This is a genomic window from Bradyrhizobium sp. Ses1, from assembly GCF_059512365.1.
Genome location: NZ_JCAMOQ010000017.1, coordinates 26,390 through 42,841 on the forward strand (window position 1 = coordinate 26,390; position 16,452 = coordinate 42,841).

The 16,452-nt window shown below is 59.0% G+C and carries 19 protein-coding genes; 8 read left to right on the forward strand and 11 right to left on the reverse strand.

Going from position 1 to position 16,452, the window contains the following annotated elements:
* The first annotated feature begins 67 nt into the window (after positions 1-67).
* Positions 68-1,063: a zinc-binding dehydrogenase gene (locus AC5ZG5_RS20425; protein WP_456643805.1), complete on the forward strand. Its 996-nt coding sequence runs from the start codon at positions 68-70 to the stop codon at positions 1,061-1,063.
* A 265-nt stretch (positions 1,064-1,328) separates the two neighbouring features.
* On the opposite strand, the gene AC5ZG5_RS20430 is transcribed toward AC5ZG5_RS20425, so the two are convergent.
* Positions 1,329-1,733 carry a hypothetical protein gene (locus tag AC5ZG5_RS20430; RefSeq protein ID WP_456643804.1) on the reverse strand — a complete coding sequence of 135 codons (405 nt, stop codon included), beginning with the start codon at positions 1,731-1,733 and terminating at the stop codon, positions 1,329-1,331.
* Between AC5ZG5_RS20430 and AC5ZG5_RS20435 the strand changes: the two genes are divergently transcribed.
* The 7 genes from AC5ZG5_RS20435 (at position 1,717) to AC5ZG5_RS20465 (ending at position 10,075) form a co-directional block, all read left to right on the forward strand.
* On the forward strand, positions 1,717-2,100 hold the full coding sequence (locus AC5ZG5_RS20435) for a helix-turn-helix domain-containing protein (protein ID WP_456643803.1): 384 nt from the start codon (positions 1,717-1,719) through the stop codon (positions 2,098-2,100). The two genes, AC5ZG5_RS20430 and AC5ZG5_RS20435, sit on opposite strands and share 17 nt — an antisense overlap.
* Positions 2,101-2,576: 476 nt before the next feature.
* A complete protein-coding gene (locus AC5ZG5_RS20440) occupies positions 2,577-4,229 on the forward strand; it encodes an alpha-keto acid decarboxylase family protein (protein WP_456643802.1) in 1,653 nt (550 codons plus the stop codon).
* Between the two features lie 326 nt (positions 4,230-4,555).
* The gene (locus tag AC5ZG5_RS20445; RefSeq protein WP_028161597.1) at positions 4,556-4,915 is read left to right on the forward strand and encodes a hypothetical protein; all 360 of its coding nucleotides are present in this window, start codon (positions 4,556-4,558) and stop codon (positions 4,913-4,915) included.
* Positions 4,916-5,131: 216 nt separating this feature from the next.
* The gene (locus tag AC5ZG5_RS20450) at positions 5,132-7,192 is read left to right on the forward strand and encodes a DUF1217 domain-containing protein (protein ID WP_456643801.1); all 2,061 of its coding nucleotides are present in this window, start codon (positions 5,132-5,134) and stop codon (positions 7,190-7,192) included.
* 180 nt (positions 7,193-7,372) lie between these two features.
* Positions 7,373-8,266: a hypothetical protein gene (locus AC5ZG5_RS20455; protein WP_130223125.1), complete on the forward strand. Its 894-nt coding sequence runs from the start codon at positions 7,373-7,375 to the stop codon at positions 8,264-8,266.
* 750 nt (positions 8,267-9,016) lie between these two features.
* Positions 9,017-9,217, forward strand: a complete 201-nt coding sequence (locus AC5ZG5_RS20460; RefSeq protein ID WP_456643800.1) for a hypothetical protein — start codon at positions 9,017-9,019, stop codon at positions 9,215-9,217.
* A 144-nt stretch (positions 9,218-9,361) separates the two neighbouring features.
* On the forward strand, positions 9,362-10,075 hold the full coding sequence (locus AC5ZG5_RS20465; RefSeq protein ID WP_028161594.1) for a response regulator transcription factor: 714 nt from the start codon (positions 9,362-9,364) through the stop codon (positions 10,073-10,075).
* Here AC5ZG5_RS20465 and AC5ZG5_RS20470 read toward each other — a convergent pair.
* From AC5ZG5_RS20470 to flaF, 10 genes are all read right to left on the reverse strand, one after another.
* Positions 10,041-10,499: a hypothetical protein gene (locus tag AC5ZG5_RS20470; protein WP_456643799.1), complete on the reverse strand. Its 459-nt coding sequence runs from the start codon at positions 10,497-10,499 to the stop codon at positions 10,041-10,043. The genes AC5ZG5_RS20465 and AC5ZG5_RS20470 overlap by 35 nt on opposite strands.
* On the reverse strand, positions 10,490-10,987 hold the full coding sequence (locus tag AC5ZG5_RS20475) for a hypothetical protein (protein WP_456643798.1): 498 nt from the start codon (positions 10,985-10,987) through the stop codon (positions 10,490-10,492). Before AC5ZG5_RS20475 ends, AC5ZG5_RS20470 begins: the two co-directional genes overlap by 10 nt.
* 23 nt (positions 10,988-11,010) lie before the next feature.
* On the reverse strand, positions 11,011-11,493 hold the full coding sequence (locus AC5ZG5_RS20480) for a rod-binding protein (protein WP_456643797.1): 483 nt from the start codon (positions 11,491-11,493) through the stop codon (positions 11,011-11,013).
* A 140-nt stretch (positions 11,494-11,633) separates the two neighbouring features.
* On the reverse strand, positions 11,634-12,056 hold the full coding sequence (locus AC5ZG5_RS20485) for a hypothetical protein (protein ID WP_130223132.1): 423 nt from the start codon (positions 12,054-12,056) through the stop codon (positions 11,634-11,636).
* A gap of 7 nt (positions 12,057-12,063) precedes the next feature.
* Positions 12,064-12,813 (reverse strand): flagellar biosynthesis protein FliR, encoded by a 750-nt coding sequence (gene fliR / locus AC5ZG5_RS20490; protein WP_130223134.1) that lies wholly within the window; start codon positions 12,811-12,813, stop codon positions 12,064-12,066.
* On the reverse strand, positions 12,810-14,897 hold the full coding sequence (gene flhA / locus AC5ZG5_RS20495) for a flagellar biosynthesis protein FlhA (RefSeq protein ID WP_456643796.1): 2,088 nt from the start codon (positions 14,895-14,897) through the stop codon (positions 12,810-12,812). Before flhA ends, fliR begins: the two co-directional genes overlap by 4 nt.
* 78 nt (positions 14,898-14,975) lie before the next feature.
* Positions 14,976-15,242, reverse strand: coding sequence for a flagellar biosynthesis protein FliQ (gene fliQ / locus AC5ZG5_RS20500; RefSeq protein ID WP_028161589.1), 267 nt, complete (start codon positions 15,240-15,242; stop codon positions 14,976-14,978).
* 3 nt (positions 15,243-15,245) lie between these two features.
* Entirely contained in the window at positions 15,246-15,656 is a 411-nt protein-coding gene (gene flgD, locus AC5ZG5_RS20505; RefSeq protein ID WP_028161588.1) for a flagellar hook assembly protein FlgD, read from the reverse strand.
* A gap of 17 nt (positions 15,657-15,673) precedes the next feature.
* Positions 15,674-16,084, reverse strand: coding sequence for a flagellar biosynthesis repressor FlbT (flbT, locus tag AC5ZG5_RS20510; RefSeq protein ID WP_165435052.1), 411 nt, complete (start codon positions 16,082-16,084; stop codon positions 15,674-15,676).
* Positions 16,085-16,092: 8 nt separating this feature from the next.
* Positions 16,093-16,440, reverse strand: a complete 348-nt coding sequence (gene flaF / locus AC5ZG5_RS20515) for a flagellar biosynthesis regulator FlaF (protein WP_130223140.1) — start codon at positions 16,438-16,440, stop codon at positions 16,093-16,095.
* Between the last annotated feature and the right edge of the window lie 12 nt (positions 16,441-16,452).

Genomic DNA, 16,452 nt, shown 5'->3' on the forward strand with positions numbered 1-16,452 from the left:
TAGATGTCAGTCCCTTATTCGAAGCCCATTCGGGGCGGTCAGGCCCAGGCTCACGAGGGAATTTGCTATGAAAGCCATCTGTGTAACGGAAAGTCGGACACTGGAAGTTCGCGAGGTGCCGACGCCCGATAAGCCGGCCCCCGGCCATGTGCTGGTCTTGATGGATTCGGCGACCATCACACATGGCGACAAGTTCTTTCTGAGCAACCCGCTGCCAAACGGCTTGATGTCGGGCGGTCGACACGATGTTTATGGCTCGAACGGTGGTGGTACAGTGATTGCGATAGGCGCCGATGTGCCTGCGGCCTATCTCAACAGGAAGGTAGGCGTATATAAGACCCTGAAGCCGAGCGCTGAGGCGGTAGGCATGTGGTGTGAAACGGCCCACGTTCCATATCAGAGCTGCCTCATTTTGCCCGATCAGGTGCGAGTTCGAGACTACAACGGCTCTTTCGCCAACGTTCTGACGGTTCATGCCTTCCTGGCTCAGATACGTTCGGAGGGTCACAAGGGGGTGATCGTCACGGCCGGCAACTCCGCGACGGGCCTGATCGCCGCCTCGTTGACGCGAAGACGCGGCATTCCCGCAGTCTTCCTCGTGCGTTCGACACAGGCAAGAGATGCCCTGACCAAGTACGGCATCGAGCATGTCCTGCTGACGACGCAGGACGGCTTCACGGCTCGTCTCGGCGAACTGGCAGCCGAGATCGGCGCAACTGCCGTGTTCGATGGCATCGGCGGCGAGCTTCTGGGCCGTATCATGCCTGTTCTACCCACAAATGCGACGGTGTACGTCTATGGCTTCATGGATGCGGCAACACCGACCGCCTTCTCCTCCGTGCTGATCATGGCCAAGAACCTGACGCTGCGGCGCTTCTCCAATCTGGAAAGTGCAACGGTGTCGGAGCCCGAGCGACTCGCCGCCGTCTCCCGTGAGATCCAAGAACTCATCGACGATCCGCTTCTAAAAACGAAAGTAGGCCGCGAGTTTCGTTTCGACGAGATCGGTGAAGCAATTGCTTTTCAGAATTTCTCAGGTGCGAGAGCCGTACTCGTGCCGTGACGCTTGGCCCCTCACACCTTTCGTATTCTCACCTGACATACAACTATCGGTGTTCGCGTTTGCAATTCCGCCTGTCCGTTGACCTTGGCATCGAAGCTGTACGCGGGAGCGGGTCGCCCTAAGAGGTAGAAGCGTCCTCGCAATTGTTTTGCCAGGATCATGCTCGAAAGCGCGATGAGATGAGGATGAATCATCATCGCGCTTTAGATTATTGTTTGAGCATGATCTTTTCGGAAAACCGCTTCACACTTTTCCGGATCATGCTCTAGTAGAGATTGTTTTTGTATTCGTTCTCCAGTCCCTTCTTCAGAAGGCCCGTCATGCCCGAAACGGACAATGCAGCGCTTGTAAGCCGGGCTCCAAGTCCGTTGGCCTTGTTGAGCTTGATATGCTCGGTGAAGACCTTCGCGGGATCGATGGCGGGGCGGCCGGACATTGGCCAGAGATGCGTTCGAACGAGGGCAATTCTGACATCATATTCTGAATTCCTGCCAATGCACTTCCGCGGAAATTGGAATCGATTGGAATGCCAATCCTTACTGATCTGAGCGATCGGGTTAATTTCGTCGATCCGGATGAGGTGGCGCCCGCTGTGGTCACCTACGGCATCACGATGGTCACGACCGGCGTCGAGCTTGATTTTCGCAGTCGCGGTGGCGCCGGTGGGCAAGTTGCATCTGCCGATGCCAACGGATCGCCGGCTGCGCAAGATCGTCGACATGATGATGGCCGATCCTTCGGCCCAGGCGACGATGGAGATCTGGGCCAAGCGCGCCGGGCTTAGCGAGCGAACACTGGCGCGCATGATTGCCCGGCAGGCCGGCATGACCTTCGGCCGCTGGCGGCAGCAGCTCAATATCGTGCTCGCACTGCAATGGCTGGCGGGCGGCGCAACGATCCAGCAAGTGGCCATGGATCTCGGCTATGAGAGCGCGGGCAGTTTCGTCACGATGTTCAGGAAGACGCTCGGCACGACGCCGGGCCGCTATATGGCTGAACGGCAGGTGCCGCTCGCGTCTCGCAGTTCAAAGCACTAGAGCAACGCTACAGGAGCATTCTGTCGCCCTTCATGATCGAATGCTCGTCGTTGCAGCGATCACGCAGCCGTCACAGGCGTGCGCAGAGATCTCTCTTTTAGTTTATCGGCGACCTTCGATTACCGGCGACAGTTTCCCGGCAAGCTCCGCGCCTAAGTGAGGTGTGCCGGCCGCACCGTCAATCATTTCAGATGTAACCAGATTTTCGCGCTGGGTTATCGTGTCGTAACGAAGGAAAACCACATTTAGTCCAGCCAACAGTCGTGGAGTTTGTTGTGGACAGGTCTTCTTTCGATACTTCCCCCTCAAGTGCGCCCTCAATGTGGACACAGTGGGAAAACGAGCGCGAAGTCAGACGAGCAGTCCGAGCGCTCGCTGCGCTTGATGATCAAACCTTGCGCGAGATGGGTATTCGAGACCGCTCCCACGTCGAGTTCACCGTTCGATTTTGTCGCGAGTGTTGACGAGACCGCGTGATGCCAAGAACCGTTGTTCAGCATGTGCTCTGGCGGCTGCGTGATGTCGGCATCAGCGATGTCTTCGGCGTTCCGGGCGACTTCTCCTTTCCGCTCAACGATGCGACGTATAGCGAGCCGGGCCTGCGCTGGATTGGATGCTGCAACGAGCTCAACGCCGCCTATGCCGCTGATGGCTATGCGCGGATCAAGGGCGCCGGCGCTGTCTGCACAACCTATGGCGTGGGCGAGCTCAGCGCGCTGAACGGCATCGCCGGCGCTTACGCCGAGCATCTCCCCGTTTTCCACCTGGTCGGAATGCCGCCCACGGCCGCGCAAGCCGCGCGCTCGGTGCTGCACCATACGCTGGGCAACGGCGAATTCGATCTGTTCCGCCGCATGACCGAGCCGGTGGTCTGCGCGCACTCGGTCATCACGCCGCAGAATGCTGCATATGAGACCGAACGCCTCCTGTTTGAGGCATTCTATCATCGGAGGCCCGTCTACATGGCCTTTCCCGCCGATCTTGCCGATCGGCCCGTGCTTGGAAGCGCTCAGCCTCTCGCCGCTCCTGGAAGCGATCCCGTCCTTCTCGAGAAGGTTGTGAATGCAATCCTGTCAAACATCCATCGGGCCAAGACCGCGTGCATCCTGCCCGGCCTCCTGGTGGCGCGCACCGGCCTGCAGCGGACGATGCAGGCGATCGTTGACGCGTCCGGCCTGCCATTCGCCACCATGTTTCTCGACAAATCCGTGCTCGACGAAAGCCAGTCGGCGTATGTCGGAATGTATGCCGGACGATTGATGAACGAGGATGTGCGCCAGTTCGTCGAGAGCTGCGATCTCGTGCTCGCCGTCGGCACGCTATTCAGCGACCTGAACACCGGCGCCTTCACGGCCAAACTGGATCCGGCACGGCTCATTTCGATAGCTCATCACCACACCACATTGCAGGGGCGCACGCATTCCGGCCTCGAGATGGCCGATGTGCTCGCCGCCCTGGCGAAGCGCCTCGGCAAGCACAGCAACGTCGTCACGCCGTCTTATGCCGACCCGATTGGCGCGGAAAGCGGCAGCGGCGACGACCCTATCACCGCTGCCGCGCTCTATTCGCGCTGGAACAAGTTCATACGACCTGAGGATATCGTTGTCGCGGAGACCGGCACGGTCTCCATGGGGCTAGGTTTCGCGCGGCTGCCGCGGGGCGCGAGCTTCCACAACCAGGGGCTATGGGGATCGATCGGCTGGGCAACGCCGGCCGCGCTCGGCGCCGCCGCTGCCGCCCCACACCGACGCACGGTGCTCGTGACCGGAGAAGGCTCTCATCAATTTACGGTACAGGAAATCAGCCAGTTTGCCCGGCTCGGTTTGAAACCGGTGATTTTCGTGCTGAACAATGGCGGCTATCTCATCGAGCGGCTCCTCGCCAAGGAGCCTGCCGTTGCCTACAACGACGTCCCATCCTGGCGATATGCCGAGCTGCCGCGGGTGCTGGGTTGCGACGGCTGGATGACGGCGCGCACGACGACGTGCGGCGAACTCGACCAAGCGTTGCGAAGCGCCGCCGGCGCGCAGAGCGGAGTCTACATCGAAGTCGTTACTTCGCCATCTGAAGCACCGCCGTTCCCGCTCCACCTGCGCGACAATGCGAAATCCCTGTATCGCATGTCCTGAGGCGCTCCGTCGGCCCATTCCGAGGGGCAATCATCGTGGGTTTGAGACGCGGGGATTCTCGTCAGTAAGCTGACTGAGCTACATCCTCCGGCTGTCCTTGGCAGGGTCGCATTCTCTCTGCTGCGGCGCCACAGAATGCGGGCCGCAAGGCCGCTGCCATCCGTTGTAACGCCATAGTGAGGTGGCTCAACGGAATTTTTGAGGACCGGCTGTGGAAGCCAACCTACATCTATCTTCACCAGCATATCGGTACGGATGCGACCGCCAATGGTCCGCAATTTAGGATGTTCACGTTGTTTATCCGAGTAGCCTTAGGAGGCAATGTCATGAAACGGCTTCTGCTCGCAATCGCAATTGCCGGTATGGGCTCGCTCTTCGTTACCAACGCCGATGCGCGGTCTGCCTATGACGGCCCTTGGAGTCTCCTGTTCGTCACGCAATACGGTCCCTGTGATCCGACGTACAATTTCTCCGTCAACATCATCAACGGCATCGTCACTCACCCCAATCTGGTGAATTTCAGGGGACGCGTGGCTCCATCCGGCGCAGTCCGCGCTTCTGTGACCGTGCACGAGAAATATGCTTCCGGATCCGGCAGGCTCGTCGGTCCGTACGGTCGTGGAACCTGGAGCGGTCATTCCGGCAATGCGCGCTGCGCAGGCTATTGGACGGCCCAGCGCAACTGACCGGCCTGCGCAACACCGATACGGCCCTGCTCTGTCGGTGACGTCTGCGTCGGAACATGGCTTCGCGGAACATCAACGGCTCCGCCGGATGCCGCCTCAATCTCCCGGTGCGGAGGCTCGCCGATACTGGGCGAGCGCCTTGTTCCGGCAACTCTGCCAGCTTCACGCAAGGAAGATGGTCATTATATCAGGGAGCTTTCCAAAAAGGATGGATCGATGGTGTCGACGTACGCCAGCTACAATTCCGTCGTGCGCAACCTCCAGCAGTCCCTGACGCGGGTCGCGCAGCAGGCTGACGTGACACGAAGCGCCGCCTACTACAAGGAAAACATAGGCAAGATCAAAACCGTCGATGAGTTTCTGAAGAACGACCGGCTCTACCAGTATGCGATGGAGGCATATGGGCTGGAGGATATGATCTATGCAAAAGCCTTCATGAAAAAGGTGCTGGAGAGCAATCTCCTCGACGCGAACAGCTTCGCCAACAAACTGACCGACAAGCGTTTTCGTGATTTTGCGTCAGCATTTTCCTTCACAGGCTCCGATACGCCCGCTGCGCAATCGTCAAACCAGACTGACGAGATGATCGGCTTGTACACGGCATCGGTCCAAAAGCGGGTCGACGCAATCGACGAAGACACGAACTACTACAACATCGTGATCGGCCGCGTCAAAAACGTCGATGAGCTGCTGAATGACGACCGCCTTCGCACATATGTGTTCGAGGCGTTCGGCATCGACGACAGCAATTGGTCGCGCGACACGATACGAAAGGTCTTGAGCAGCGATCCATCCGATCCGAACAGTTATGTTACCACCGTTTGGGGTCCCCAGAAGGATGCGATCAATGCCAAGCTCGGTCAGGCGCAGGCGGTTGCCGCCGATGCCAATGCGAAAATTGCGCAGTATATGTCGCAGCTATCGCAACCTGGCGCCGATGTACCAGGCTTGAGAGCGAAGATTACGACCGAAACAAACCGGTTGGCGCAAAGCAGGGCAGACATATCGAGCTACCAGGACTCTCTCACCACAATCGGCCACTATTTCGATCTCGCTGGCGCGTTCGAGTTTTCGGCAGATGGAACGCTTGCTTCCGGCGAGTCCGCTCAGACCGACGCGAACCGGAAGAGCACCAACGATAAATTTGTCCTCACCAAGGGGGCCGAATACCTCGACGCGGAGGAAGAAAATGAAACCCTCGCGATTAAGCAGTTCAAGGCCAATATTTCCAATATAAAGTCAGTTCAACAGTTCATGTCCGCGCCGAACATCTATAACTTCGCGCTCAAGGCGGTCGGCCTCGACCCGGAAAAAGTCTCGCCGGTCACGATCAAGGCCGTGCTCACCAGCGATCTGAGCGACCCGACGAGCTATGCCTATACCCTCCGAGACGACCGATACATACAGCTCGCGCACGCTTTCAATTTTGACAGCAAGGGCAACCTGACAACGCCCCTGGTGGCGCAGAACTCGGTTGAAGTCACGCAGATCGTCAAGGACTACATCATCGCAAAAACGCGATTTGCGAGCGATACGGAAAAAGACAGCCTTCGCCAGAAGGCCGAGAAGGACGCCAAGTATTACCAGACCACGATCGCAGGCATCGAGAGCGTTTCCGAGTTGCTTTCGGACAGGAAGTTGGTCGATATCGTTCTTGTTGCAAACGGCCTGGATCCCGCGAAGGTCACCAACGACTATCTCAAGAAGATCTTCAATTCCGATCTGAGCGATCCCAAGAGCTTCGCAAACACCGCCAGCGACTCCCGCTTTGCCGAGATCGCGGCGTCGTTCAATTTCGACAAGGAAGGCAACATTGCCCGGATTCCGGCAATAGGGCCCCATAGGCGAGACCAGCTCCTGGAGACGCAGAACAACTATCTCCAGCAAACGTTGGAGGCGCAGCAGGGAGAGGCGAATGCCGGTGTTCGCCTGGCGCTGTATTTCGAACGAAAGTCCGCACAGATCACGTCCGCATACGATATCCTCGCCGACCGGGCTCTCGCGCAGGTGTTTCGAACCACCTACAATCTGCCGGATGCGATGGGGAGCATGGACATCGATCAGCAAGCAAAGATCGTCGAAAAGCACCTCAACCTGAAGGATCTCGCCGATCCGGAGAAACTTGCAGCGCTGCTGAAGCGGTTTACCGCGATGTACGATGTGATGAACAACAGCAGCCAGGTTACGTCACCTGCGCTCGCCATCCTGCAAGGGTCTGGCACTGGCATCAATCAGGACACGCTGCTGTCTATCGCGCTGCTCGGCAAGCAGCGTTGAACAGCCGCAGCCCCCGGCAACATGGGAGCTGCATTCCGGATGCGGACCTGACGGACCGCTGCGATCGCGGTAGATCCGCTGCTAACGCCAACATCACCTCCCGCTGGCCCGAGGGATCGTAGGTTTCACGCAAGGTTCGCTTGATATCCAGCATATCAGGATTTGTCCGCCGACAAAATCATGGCCGAACCAGCAACCAACGAGACCGCAGCCGAAGCGACGCCGACTGCCCCGCAGCCAACCGCCACTGATGCCGGCAAGAGCGGCGCATCGCCGCCGCGACCCGGCAATAAGGCGAAGGCCACCGCCTCTCGTCCGGCCGCAGCTACGGTTGACGAGCTGCTCGCCCAGGAGGCGCTCGCCACCATGAAGCGCACCCGCACAATGCCGCGGCCTGAGCCTGTCAGGCCCAAGGCGCGTACGCCGATCCCGGCCGCCACGCTCGTCGTCAAGAAGCCGCAGCCACGGACATGGATGGCGCCGTTCGTCACTCTTGCAGTGATCGTCGCGATCTCCTCTCTCATCTCGATAGGCGGCGTCGCCTACCTGGTCCTGCGGCCCATTGCGATTACCGCAGCATCGGATGCCGAGCTTCGCAACCTCCGTGAGGCGATGTCGCAACTGCGCCGCAACGTTGCGAGCCTATCAAGCGATGTCGCGGCGAACCGCACCGCATTCGACGCCGCAAACCGAGCCGCGAGCGACCGGTATGGCCGACTGGTCCAAAGCGTCGAGCGCGTCGAAAGAGATCAATCGATATCGGCCACCAAGGTCGAACGCATGGTCGAAGCAAAGCCGCAGGTTGCACGAACCGTAGCGGCAGCTTCATCCTCCGACGTCACTGGCACCATTCAGGCGCAGCCGCGGCAAACCACGGCCCGACGAGAGATCATCCCGGGTTGGCGCGTGCGGCGCGCTTATGAGGGCGTTGCCATACTTGAAGGACCAGCAGGTGTGATCGAGGTTACTCGGGGCCAGGAGGTGCCGAGCCTGGGTCGCATCGAGGAAATCAAAAACGAGAACGGTGGCTGGCAAGTATTGACCAGCAAGGGCATTGTTGCTTCCGCGCGTTGATGTTGCCACTGCACGACTGATCGTGTGATGCGGTCAATTCGCCAGATATGCACGCAAGCGTGCATTGTTCCATATGGCCCGATAGCATGCACCGCGGCGCCCCTATGACCGCTGGCGCGCATTGAGTTCCATGTGACCGCTAGCGCGCATTGTGGGCATGCCACGCACAGCAACGCGAGCACCACATGTTTCACTTTCCGCGGACTGCACTCGCGCCTCGATCTGCATGTCGGTCGTCAGATACGCGCCTGTTGATGCGACGCACGACGAATAGCAGCGCCTCTATCGAACCTATGCGACGTTTTGACGCTCACCAAAATCAGGGGTTCATCACATCGAGCGATGATCTCGCGTCGCGCCACACGATGATCTCGTGTTGGCGACACCACTTCAACTCCACGGCTACGAGTGATCGATGCTTATCGAAGCGTTTTCGCAGCGTTTTGACGCCGCGGAGATGCCAATTGATGAAAAGTCCGCCTAGCGCGCGCGGAACAAATAACCTCATCGAAACACAAATATGTTGCACGACGGTTTCATGACGACGATCGTCGCTCTTGGCAGAAAAATTCTCCTCCTTTGTTTCAACTTAGAGGAGCACATTGCCAAGTATTCCGAGCAAATGGGTTGAGTAAGCGTTTCAATAAAGCAACATCTACTCGCTGACGAGTTGTCTCGCAGTAGATGCCTAGTTCAATTGCTTGACGATCATACTCCACTTCGACGTAATGGACGTGATCCGATTCGACAGTGCGCGAGCTGATGTTCCTTCTTGATGTGACCTTCAACAACAAGACGCTGTTCGCTTCTCGCCGCAATTTCGATCGGTTGTATCGAGACCAGACTGCAATTGCACGAACAGTGCTGAGGAACCCAAAAAGATTGCCGGGCAGCATCACCACCACGGCAACGTTCCTCGTCGCCTCAAACGGCGGCATCACCCGCGCCTGATCAAGCTTTCGAGCAAACCAGACGCGCGTGCTTCGGTCTCAGTAACTTGTATCGGGTCAGTACCTGTTGTGTTGCGTAACCAAGCGGAGCGAGCACGCCTGCTCGACTCCACAACAACTATCTAGGGCAAACAGGGGCATCCACATGTTCATCGTCATCGATGATCGGGAGACCGTTACACGGGGCTATGCGGCTGGATTCGATCGCGAAGGCGTCGTTTCGATCGGCTTCTCATCGAAAGATTTTCGCGAATGGCTACAATCCGCCGTAGGCAATGACGTAATGGCAATCGGGGCGTTTATCCTGGGGGACTGCTCGGATCGAACGAGCATTCCCAAGAGCATCCGCAACAAGTCTCACGCGCCGATCATCGCCCTGAACAACCTGAAGCAGCTCCGGGACACGATCGAGCTGTTCGAAGCCGGCGTCGACGACGTCGTCCATATTCCGATCCATGTTCGCGAGATCCTGGTTCGCACGGCCGTCATCCGCCGACGAACCGTCGGTCAATCAGCCGAAACGCCAACCAGCCTGATCCGCGTTTTTCTTGACGGCCGGGATCCGGAAATCGGCGGCAGAACGCTGGCCCTGCCGCGTCGCGAGCTGCGCATTCTCGAGCATCTGGTCGCGCACCAGGGAAAGTGGCTGACAAAGACCCAGCTCTTCAATGCGACCTACGGTCTTTTCGACTCGAGCTTCGACGAAAACGTGATCGAGGGGCACGTGAGCAAGCTTCGCAAGAAGCTCCGCAACCATCTCGGCTACGATCCGATCGAGTCAAAGCGCTATATGGGATATCGGCTCGACGACTTGCGAAAGCGGTCTAACGACGAATTTGATCCTTCGAAACATAATTGAAGTCCTGAACGAGCACGTCCTGCAAGACGTCAGCCTGAAGGCGCTTGTTGACGTGCTCTCTGACCGTACGTGAAAAGTGGGCGAGATCGAATCGAGAAAGGTTCTTGAAGTCGAGATTCTCGTCGGAATAGATTTTCCGAAATGCCTCGTCCACGACGAAAGCTTCCGGCGGCACCGGAAGCTGACGAAGCACTGTTGAATCCGCCGTGAAGACGAACTGTGCAACGATGTAGCCCTGGACGCTGCCATCAGCGATCATCGGCACGTTGATCACCCTCGTCTTCTCGTAGGCGAGGCCGCCCGCGTAGTCCTGGTTGGCCGCAGGCGCGGCATGTCCTTCCTTCCAGTAAGACAGAGCCAGGCTTGCGCCGACGGTGACGATGCAGGCCCAGACGCCCGCCACGAGCAGCCTGACTATTTGCATCCGCCCGGCCCCATCAATGAGTATGTGCCATCCGATTCAACTTCCTGGATCGACTTCGCGATGATCGCTGAGACTTCGCGAACGGCATCGAGATGCATTTGTAGTGCGGCCTGATTTCTGACGAGGCTCGCCCGCAGGCGCGTCAGGTGCGCGACCACACGAGGGTCGAACTCGATCCCCTGTGTCACGCGCATGGCCCTCGTCAGTTCAAGCAGGCCACGATTCTTGCGCTGACTAAAGGAATCAAAATCGACTTGCGTCCGGTTCTCGAGTTTGTCCGTTTCCTCTTCAATGGTCGCCGTGAGCCGCTCGATCGCATTCAACGCGTTCGAGTTGGTTCCCAGCCATTGAGCCGCGATATCCTGCGCATCCGTCAGCTCGGGCAAGGCTTGTTGTGACAGCGCCGGCAGACCGCCTCCCTCGGAAACAATCGTCGCCTGTGCCTCGAGGATTTCAAGCGTTTGTTGCTGCTCGTCATTCTGATTCATCGTTGCGCTCATCTTGCTGCAAATTAGCCGTTACCAGTCGCGGAATTGGCAACGGAGCGCGATTTCGCGAGCTGCTTGGCAATTCCGATTCCTTCACCCTTGGCCATCTCATTGCTGATCTGTTCAGCCAGCATCGACCGCCAGATCGCGCCGGCGGTTCCCTTGCCGAAAATCTCGCTCGCGTTCTGCGGCAGCATCGACTCGACGAACGTTTGCAGGACGAACGCTTCGAACTTCCGAAAGACGCCGCGATCGGTATCTGCCTTCCTGATGATCGTGGCGTGCCCGCTGCCGTCGATCGCGGCGCCGCGCAAAGCGCTCGTGCCTTGCTCAGACACCGTGGGTCGTTCCAGCGCACCTGTCTCGATCTTCCGGTCCATCGCCGCGGCGAAGTCTTCGCCTGCGGACGAGGCGCGCTCAAGCTTGCCAGTGGCCATGCGCTGGGAGACCGGATCTGCGGCCTCCATCACATCCAGGATAAGATCCGGTACGGGGCTGACCGTCATGCTGTGCCTCTCCTTGATCATGATCCGATTAAAGGGAATCGGATCATGACCTCATCTCTTCGTTTGAGCATGATCCTCCCACGCAAACGCTTCGCGTTTGTCGCGAGGGACAACCGGTTTCCACTTTTCCGGATCATGCTCTAGCGATCCAAACTGGTTTCATTGGCCTGCATTTTCTCGGCCGGCCGTTTCGCCGCTGTTTCAGTTACTTCCTCAAGGACGCGCTGTTCCCGCTGTCGAAATGCCTGCCGCGCGACCGTTTCAGCCATTCGGAGCACCTGCTTCAGTTTGCGGGCTTCGGTCATCGCGTGCGAGGTGATACGCTCCTTCGCCTTGGCCACCACTCCTTGTTCAACGCTCGCGGTCCTCAGATTCTGACCCGCGTTTTGCGCCGCCAACGGCGTCACTCCGATCGCCTCGTTGAACCCCTCGATGATCCGACGCTGCCGCTCCTGCAGTTCCTGCTCCTTCGCCTGGCACTCTATGAGTTCCCATTGCGCGAGACGGTGCATCTTCGCCTGGACAGCGGCGATGCGACGGATTTTGCGATCTCTTGATTTCATGCGTCGATCAACCGGCCAGCCACGATGAAAATGCGATTGTGAACTGCAGCACGAGTTCGCGACTGGTCAGATAGACCAGCATGAGGCCGCCGAAGACCACGAAAGGCAGCGAAATAAAATAGACGGGAATGCTTGGCGTCAGCTTGTTGGCGAGCCCGAGCGCGAGGTTGACAATGACGCCGTAAACGATGAACGGGCTGGCCACCCTGAGTGCCAGGACGAACGCTTGTGAAAGATGATCGGTGAGCTCGGAGAGCCCGGTCTCGCCGCTGATGCCGACCGCCGGCGTCCAGATTCGATAGGAGTTAATGAGACCGCGGAGCAGCTCCCAATGTTGACCGGTCATGAAGAACAGGACGATCGCCGGCAATGTGATGAATGGCACGAGGGCCGGCATCTGTTGACCGTCTTCCAACGTTCCGGGTATTCCGCTGAGCCCAATCGCGGATGCGGCCATCGTCACCATTGTTTCCAGGGCGAAAAAGAACACCGCGGCGGTCAGGCCGATCAGGAGGCCGATCACCAACTCCGACATGATCGCACGGACGATGGCCGCCATCGCGGCTGTCTCCACGACAGGGCGTACGCTCGCCTCCAGCAAGGGCGCCAACATCAGCGTGACGTTGATGGCCATGAACAGCCGGACCTGCACCGGAATGTTGGAACGCGAAAATCCCGGCGCGATCATCAAGCATGTGCCGACCCGGCAGAAGATCAGAAATGTGGCCAGCACGGAGCCTGATGCGCTCGCGATCAAGAAATTGCTCCGAGCGACTTCACCTCGACACCGCGCGCGATCTCGACGTGCGACAACACCGGCAGGGTCGGGAACACCCGCTCCGTGATCATGCGAACATATGGACGAACTTCCGGGGGCGCGACGAGCACGACGCTTTCGCCCTGCCCCATTGCCTTTCGAACCGCCGTCGTAACGTCCGCCGCGAACTGCTCGACCAGGCGAGGATCGGCGTCGAATTCCACGATCTCGCCCTTGGCATCGCGTTTGAGGCTTTGATGGAATGCGAGATCCCAGCGATTTCCGAGCCGCAGCACTTTGAGCACCCCGTTGTGGGCGAAGTCACCGCAGATCTGCTGCGCGATGCGCATGCGAACGTGCTCCGCGATAGGTTCGGCGCGGCGGATGAAAGGCGCGATTTCCGCAACGGCTTCGAGAATCAGATGCAGGTTCCTGATCGAGATGCGCTCGGCAAGCAGCAGCTTGAGGACCGCCTGCAGGCCCGAATAGGAGATTTGCGACGGGCAGATATCCTCAATGAGCCGCTTGTACTCGGGGTCGAGCCGATCCAGCAGGGCCCGCATGTCCTTGTAGGAAAGAAGCTGCGCGAGATTGCCGCGGATGATTTCGCTCAAATGGGTGAGAAGGACGGAAATGTTGTCCGCAACCTTGAAGCCATCCCGTCTGACCTCTTCGAGGAACGTCTCGGGTATCCACATCGCCTTCATGCCGAAGGCCGGCTCCACCGTCTCGTCGCCCGGCACGTCCGGTTTACGAACACCATCGAAGAGCACCAGAACCTCGCCGATGCGAAGCTCATGCTGCGCCACGATAGTGCCATGTATCTTGATGCGGTAGCTCTTCGGTCCGACGGACATGTCGTCCGTCAATTTGATTTCGGGAATCACAAACCCGTATTGGGTCGCAAAGCGGCGCCGTATCTTGCTGACGCGATGCGAAAGTTCCCCGTGCGCATGCAGCATTTGAACCGCAAGCTGGCTGCCCACGCAGAGCTCGACGTCCGCTGTCTTCAGATATTCCTTGATCGATTCTTTCGAGTCGGCCTGCGATCGTTCGCGCTCCTGCGCTGCAAGCACCTCCTCCTGCTGCCGTCTCGCCGCCTGCCGGCGGGGAAGCGCGTAACTCATGAATGCCATCACGCCGCCCAGGAAAGCAAAGGGCAGCAGCGGCAGGCCCGGCAGCATTCCAAGAACGAACATCATGAGCGCGGCCACCGACTGCGCGCGCGGATATCCGCCGAGCTGCCTGAGCACCGTCTCTTCGGCCGATCCCCTTGTGCCGCCTTTCGAAACGAGCAGGCCGGCAGAAAGGGAGACGATCAGCGCCGGGATCTGCGAGACCAGACCGTCACCGACGGAAAGCTTGGTGAAGATATCTGCTGCCCGCGCCAGCGGGAGGCCGTGATGGACCACGCCGATGACGATGCCGCCGAATATGTTGATCGCGGTGATGATCAGCCCGGCGATGGCATCCCCGCGCACGAATTTCGAGGCGCCGTCCATTGCGCCGAAAAAGGCGCTTTCCTCCTCCAGCTCCCTGCGCCGACGCTGCGCTTCCTTGTCGTCGATCAGCCCCGCGGACAGATCCGCATCGATCGCCATTTGCTTGCCCGGGATCGCATCGAGCGTGAAGCGCGCGCCGACCTCCGCGATACGCGTGGCGCCCTTGGTGATAACGACGAAATTGACCGTGACAAGAATAGCGAAGATGATCAGCCCGATGACAAAGTCGCCGCCCATCACGAACTTCGAGAAACCGGCCACCACATAGCCGGCCGCGTGCTCTCCCTCGGCCCCGCGCGACAGGATCACCCGGGTCGTCGCCACGTTCAGCGCGAGGCGAAGAATGGTTGCAATCAGGAGCACCGTCGGGAAGGCCGAAAAATCCAGCGGGCGCTGAATCCACAGCGCCACCATCAGGATCAGCGCCGAAAGCGCGATCGAGAAGGCGAGACCGACATCGATCAGGACCGATGGAACCGGCAGGACCAGCATCGTCAGGATGGCGACGATGCCGACCGCAAAAGCAACGTCGGCACCTATCCGACGCTCGCTCGGCAGAGCTGGGCTTAGTGCTTGGGCCATGGAGATTCCTGGGACACCATCATATCGGCACCTTGCAGCGCCTAGCTTGCGCGAAGGTGTTGGCCGCAGCGTCCCGCTTCAGAATCCGTGCTCGATCCGCGAGTAGAGCAGTTCGGTAAAGGCATAAATGTGCGCGCCGATGAACGAGCCGGAGACGGCGACCACGATCAGCATGACCACCATCTTGGGGATAAAGGTCAACGTCATCTCTTGCACCTGGGTCAGTGCCTGCAGCAGCGCAATCAGGATACCGACGATCATCGCGGCCCCGACCGCGGGGCCAGAGACCACGATGATGGTCCAGATCGCCTGCTGGACGATGTCGAGAGCGTCGCGTTCGTTCATCGCTTAGCTGATCGTCAGGCCCGGCCCAAGCTGCACGTCGACACCGTTCTCGAGTGTCGCGACGGCTCCGCCCTGGATGATTCGCACAGACATGATCTTGCCTTTGATAGCCTCGCCTTCGGAGCTGGTGAATGACACCGTGCGTCCGACCAGGCTTTCGGCCTGGGCCAATGCGCTGGAGGAAAGCAGCGTGTCGAGCTTGGCATTCGTCTGTATCGCCTGTTCGGTGGCGGATAGCTGCGCCAACTGACCCACGTACTGCGACGTGTCCGTCGGACTGGTCGGGTCCTGGTTCTTCAACTGCGCGACCAGTAGCTGCAAGAACTGATTGTAATCCACCGTCGCCGGCGCGGACGAAGATTCCGATTTCTTGTTCGCCGCCGAGTTTGCAGAACCCACGCCGTCAACGTTCATATCGTCCTCCTGATGTCTTACGCGACTTCGACGGGCCGTGGCAGGTCGCCGCCAGCCAGGATCAGCTGTTCGATCTCGAACAGAGCGCGAATCCTGCGCAAAGCCTCATAGTATCGTTTCGATTCGACCAGCTTCTCGATCTGCTCCAGGCCGTCCAGGATCTCTGTGTTTTCGGTGGCTGCGAGCAGCCCGGACCGCTGCAGCCGATAGACCGCTTTCGCCTCTTCGACGTCGTGCGGGCTCATGAGCATGAGCTGGACGACGAAATAGAGCTGGCGCAACGGTGTCGTCGCGTCCGTGACCTGCATGACCTGGCTCTCGAGCAGAAAAGTCACGTCATTGATCAGCTCAAGGGTCACCTTGCGATCGACCCTCAACACCGCGCCATTGATATAGATCCGCTCGCCGCCGCGCAGCGAAATACAGATCGGCTTCTTCATGCGAGCGCGTCTCGAATAATGACGTTGATTTCGACAAGCTCCGCGACGTCGCAGGATTCTTCCTGCCGAATTCTATCTGCTTCCCTGATGATCCACAGGCCGATCGAGATAAGCTCGGCGCGCAACTTTTCCGGAAGCCCATTGCGGGCGCTCGAAAGGTCCTCCACGAAGAACGCCCAGAGCCTTCGAATGAACAACAGCGCCTCGGCATCCTCCGGGGGTGCAAGATCGCCGCCTTGCAGACGCCTCAGCAGATCGATCCCGTGGCTCAGGGCCCGTTGTTCGCGGGAGCGCGCCTCACGCCCAGAGTCCTCGATTACCGCGTCGTAACTGGATAATGTCATCTAACTCGCAGC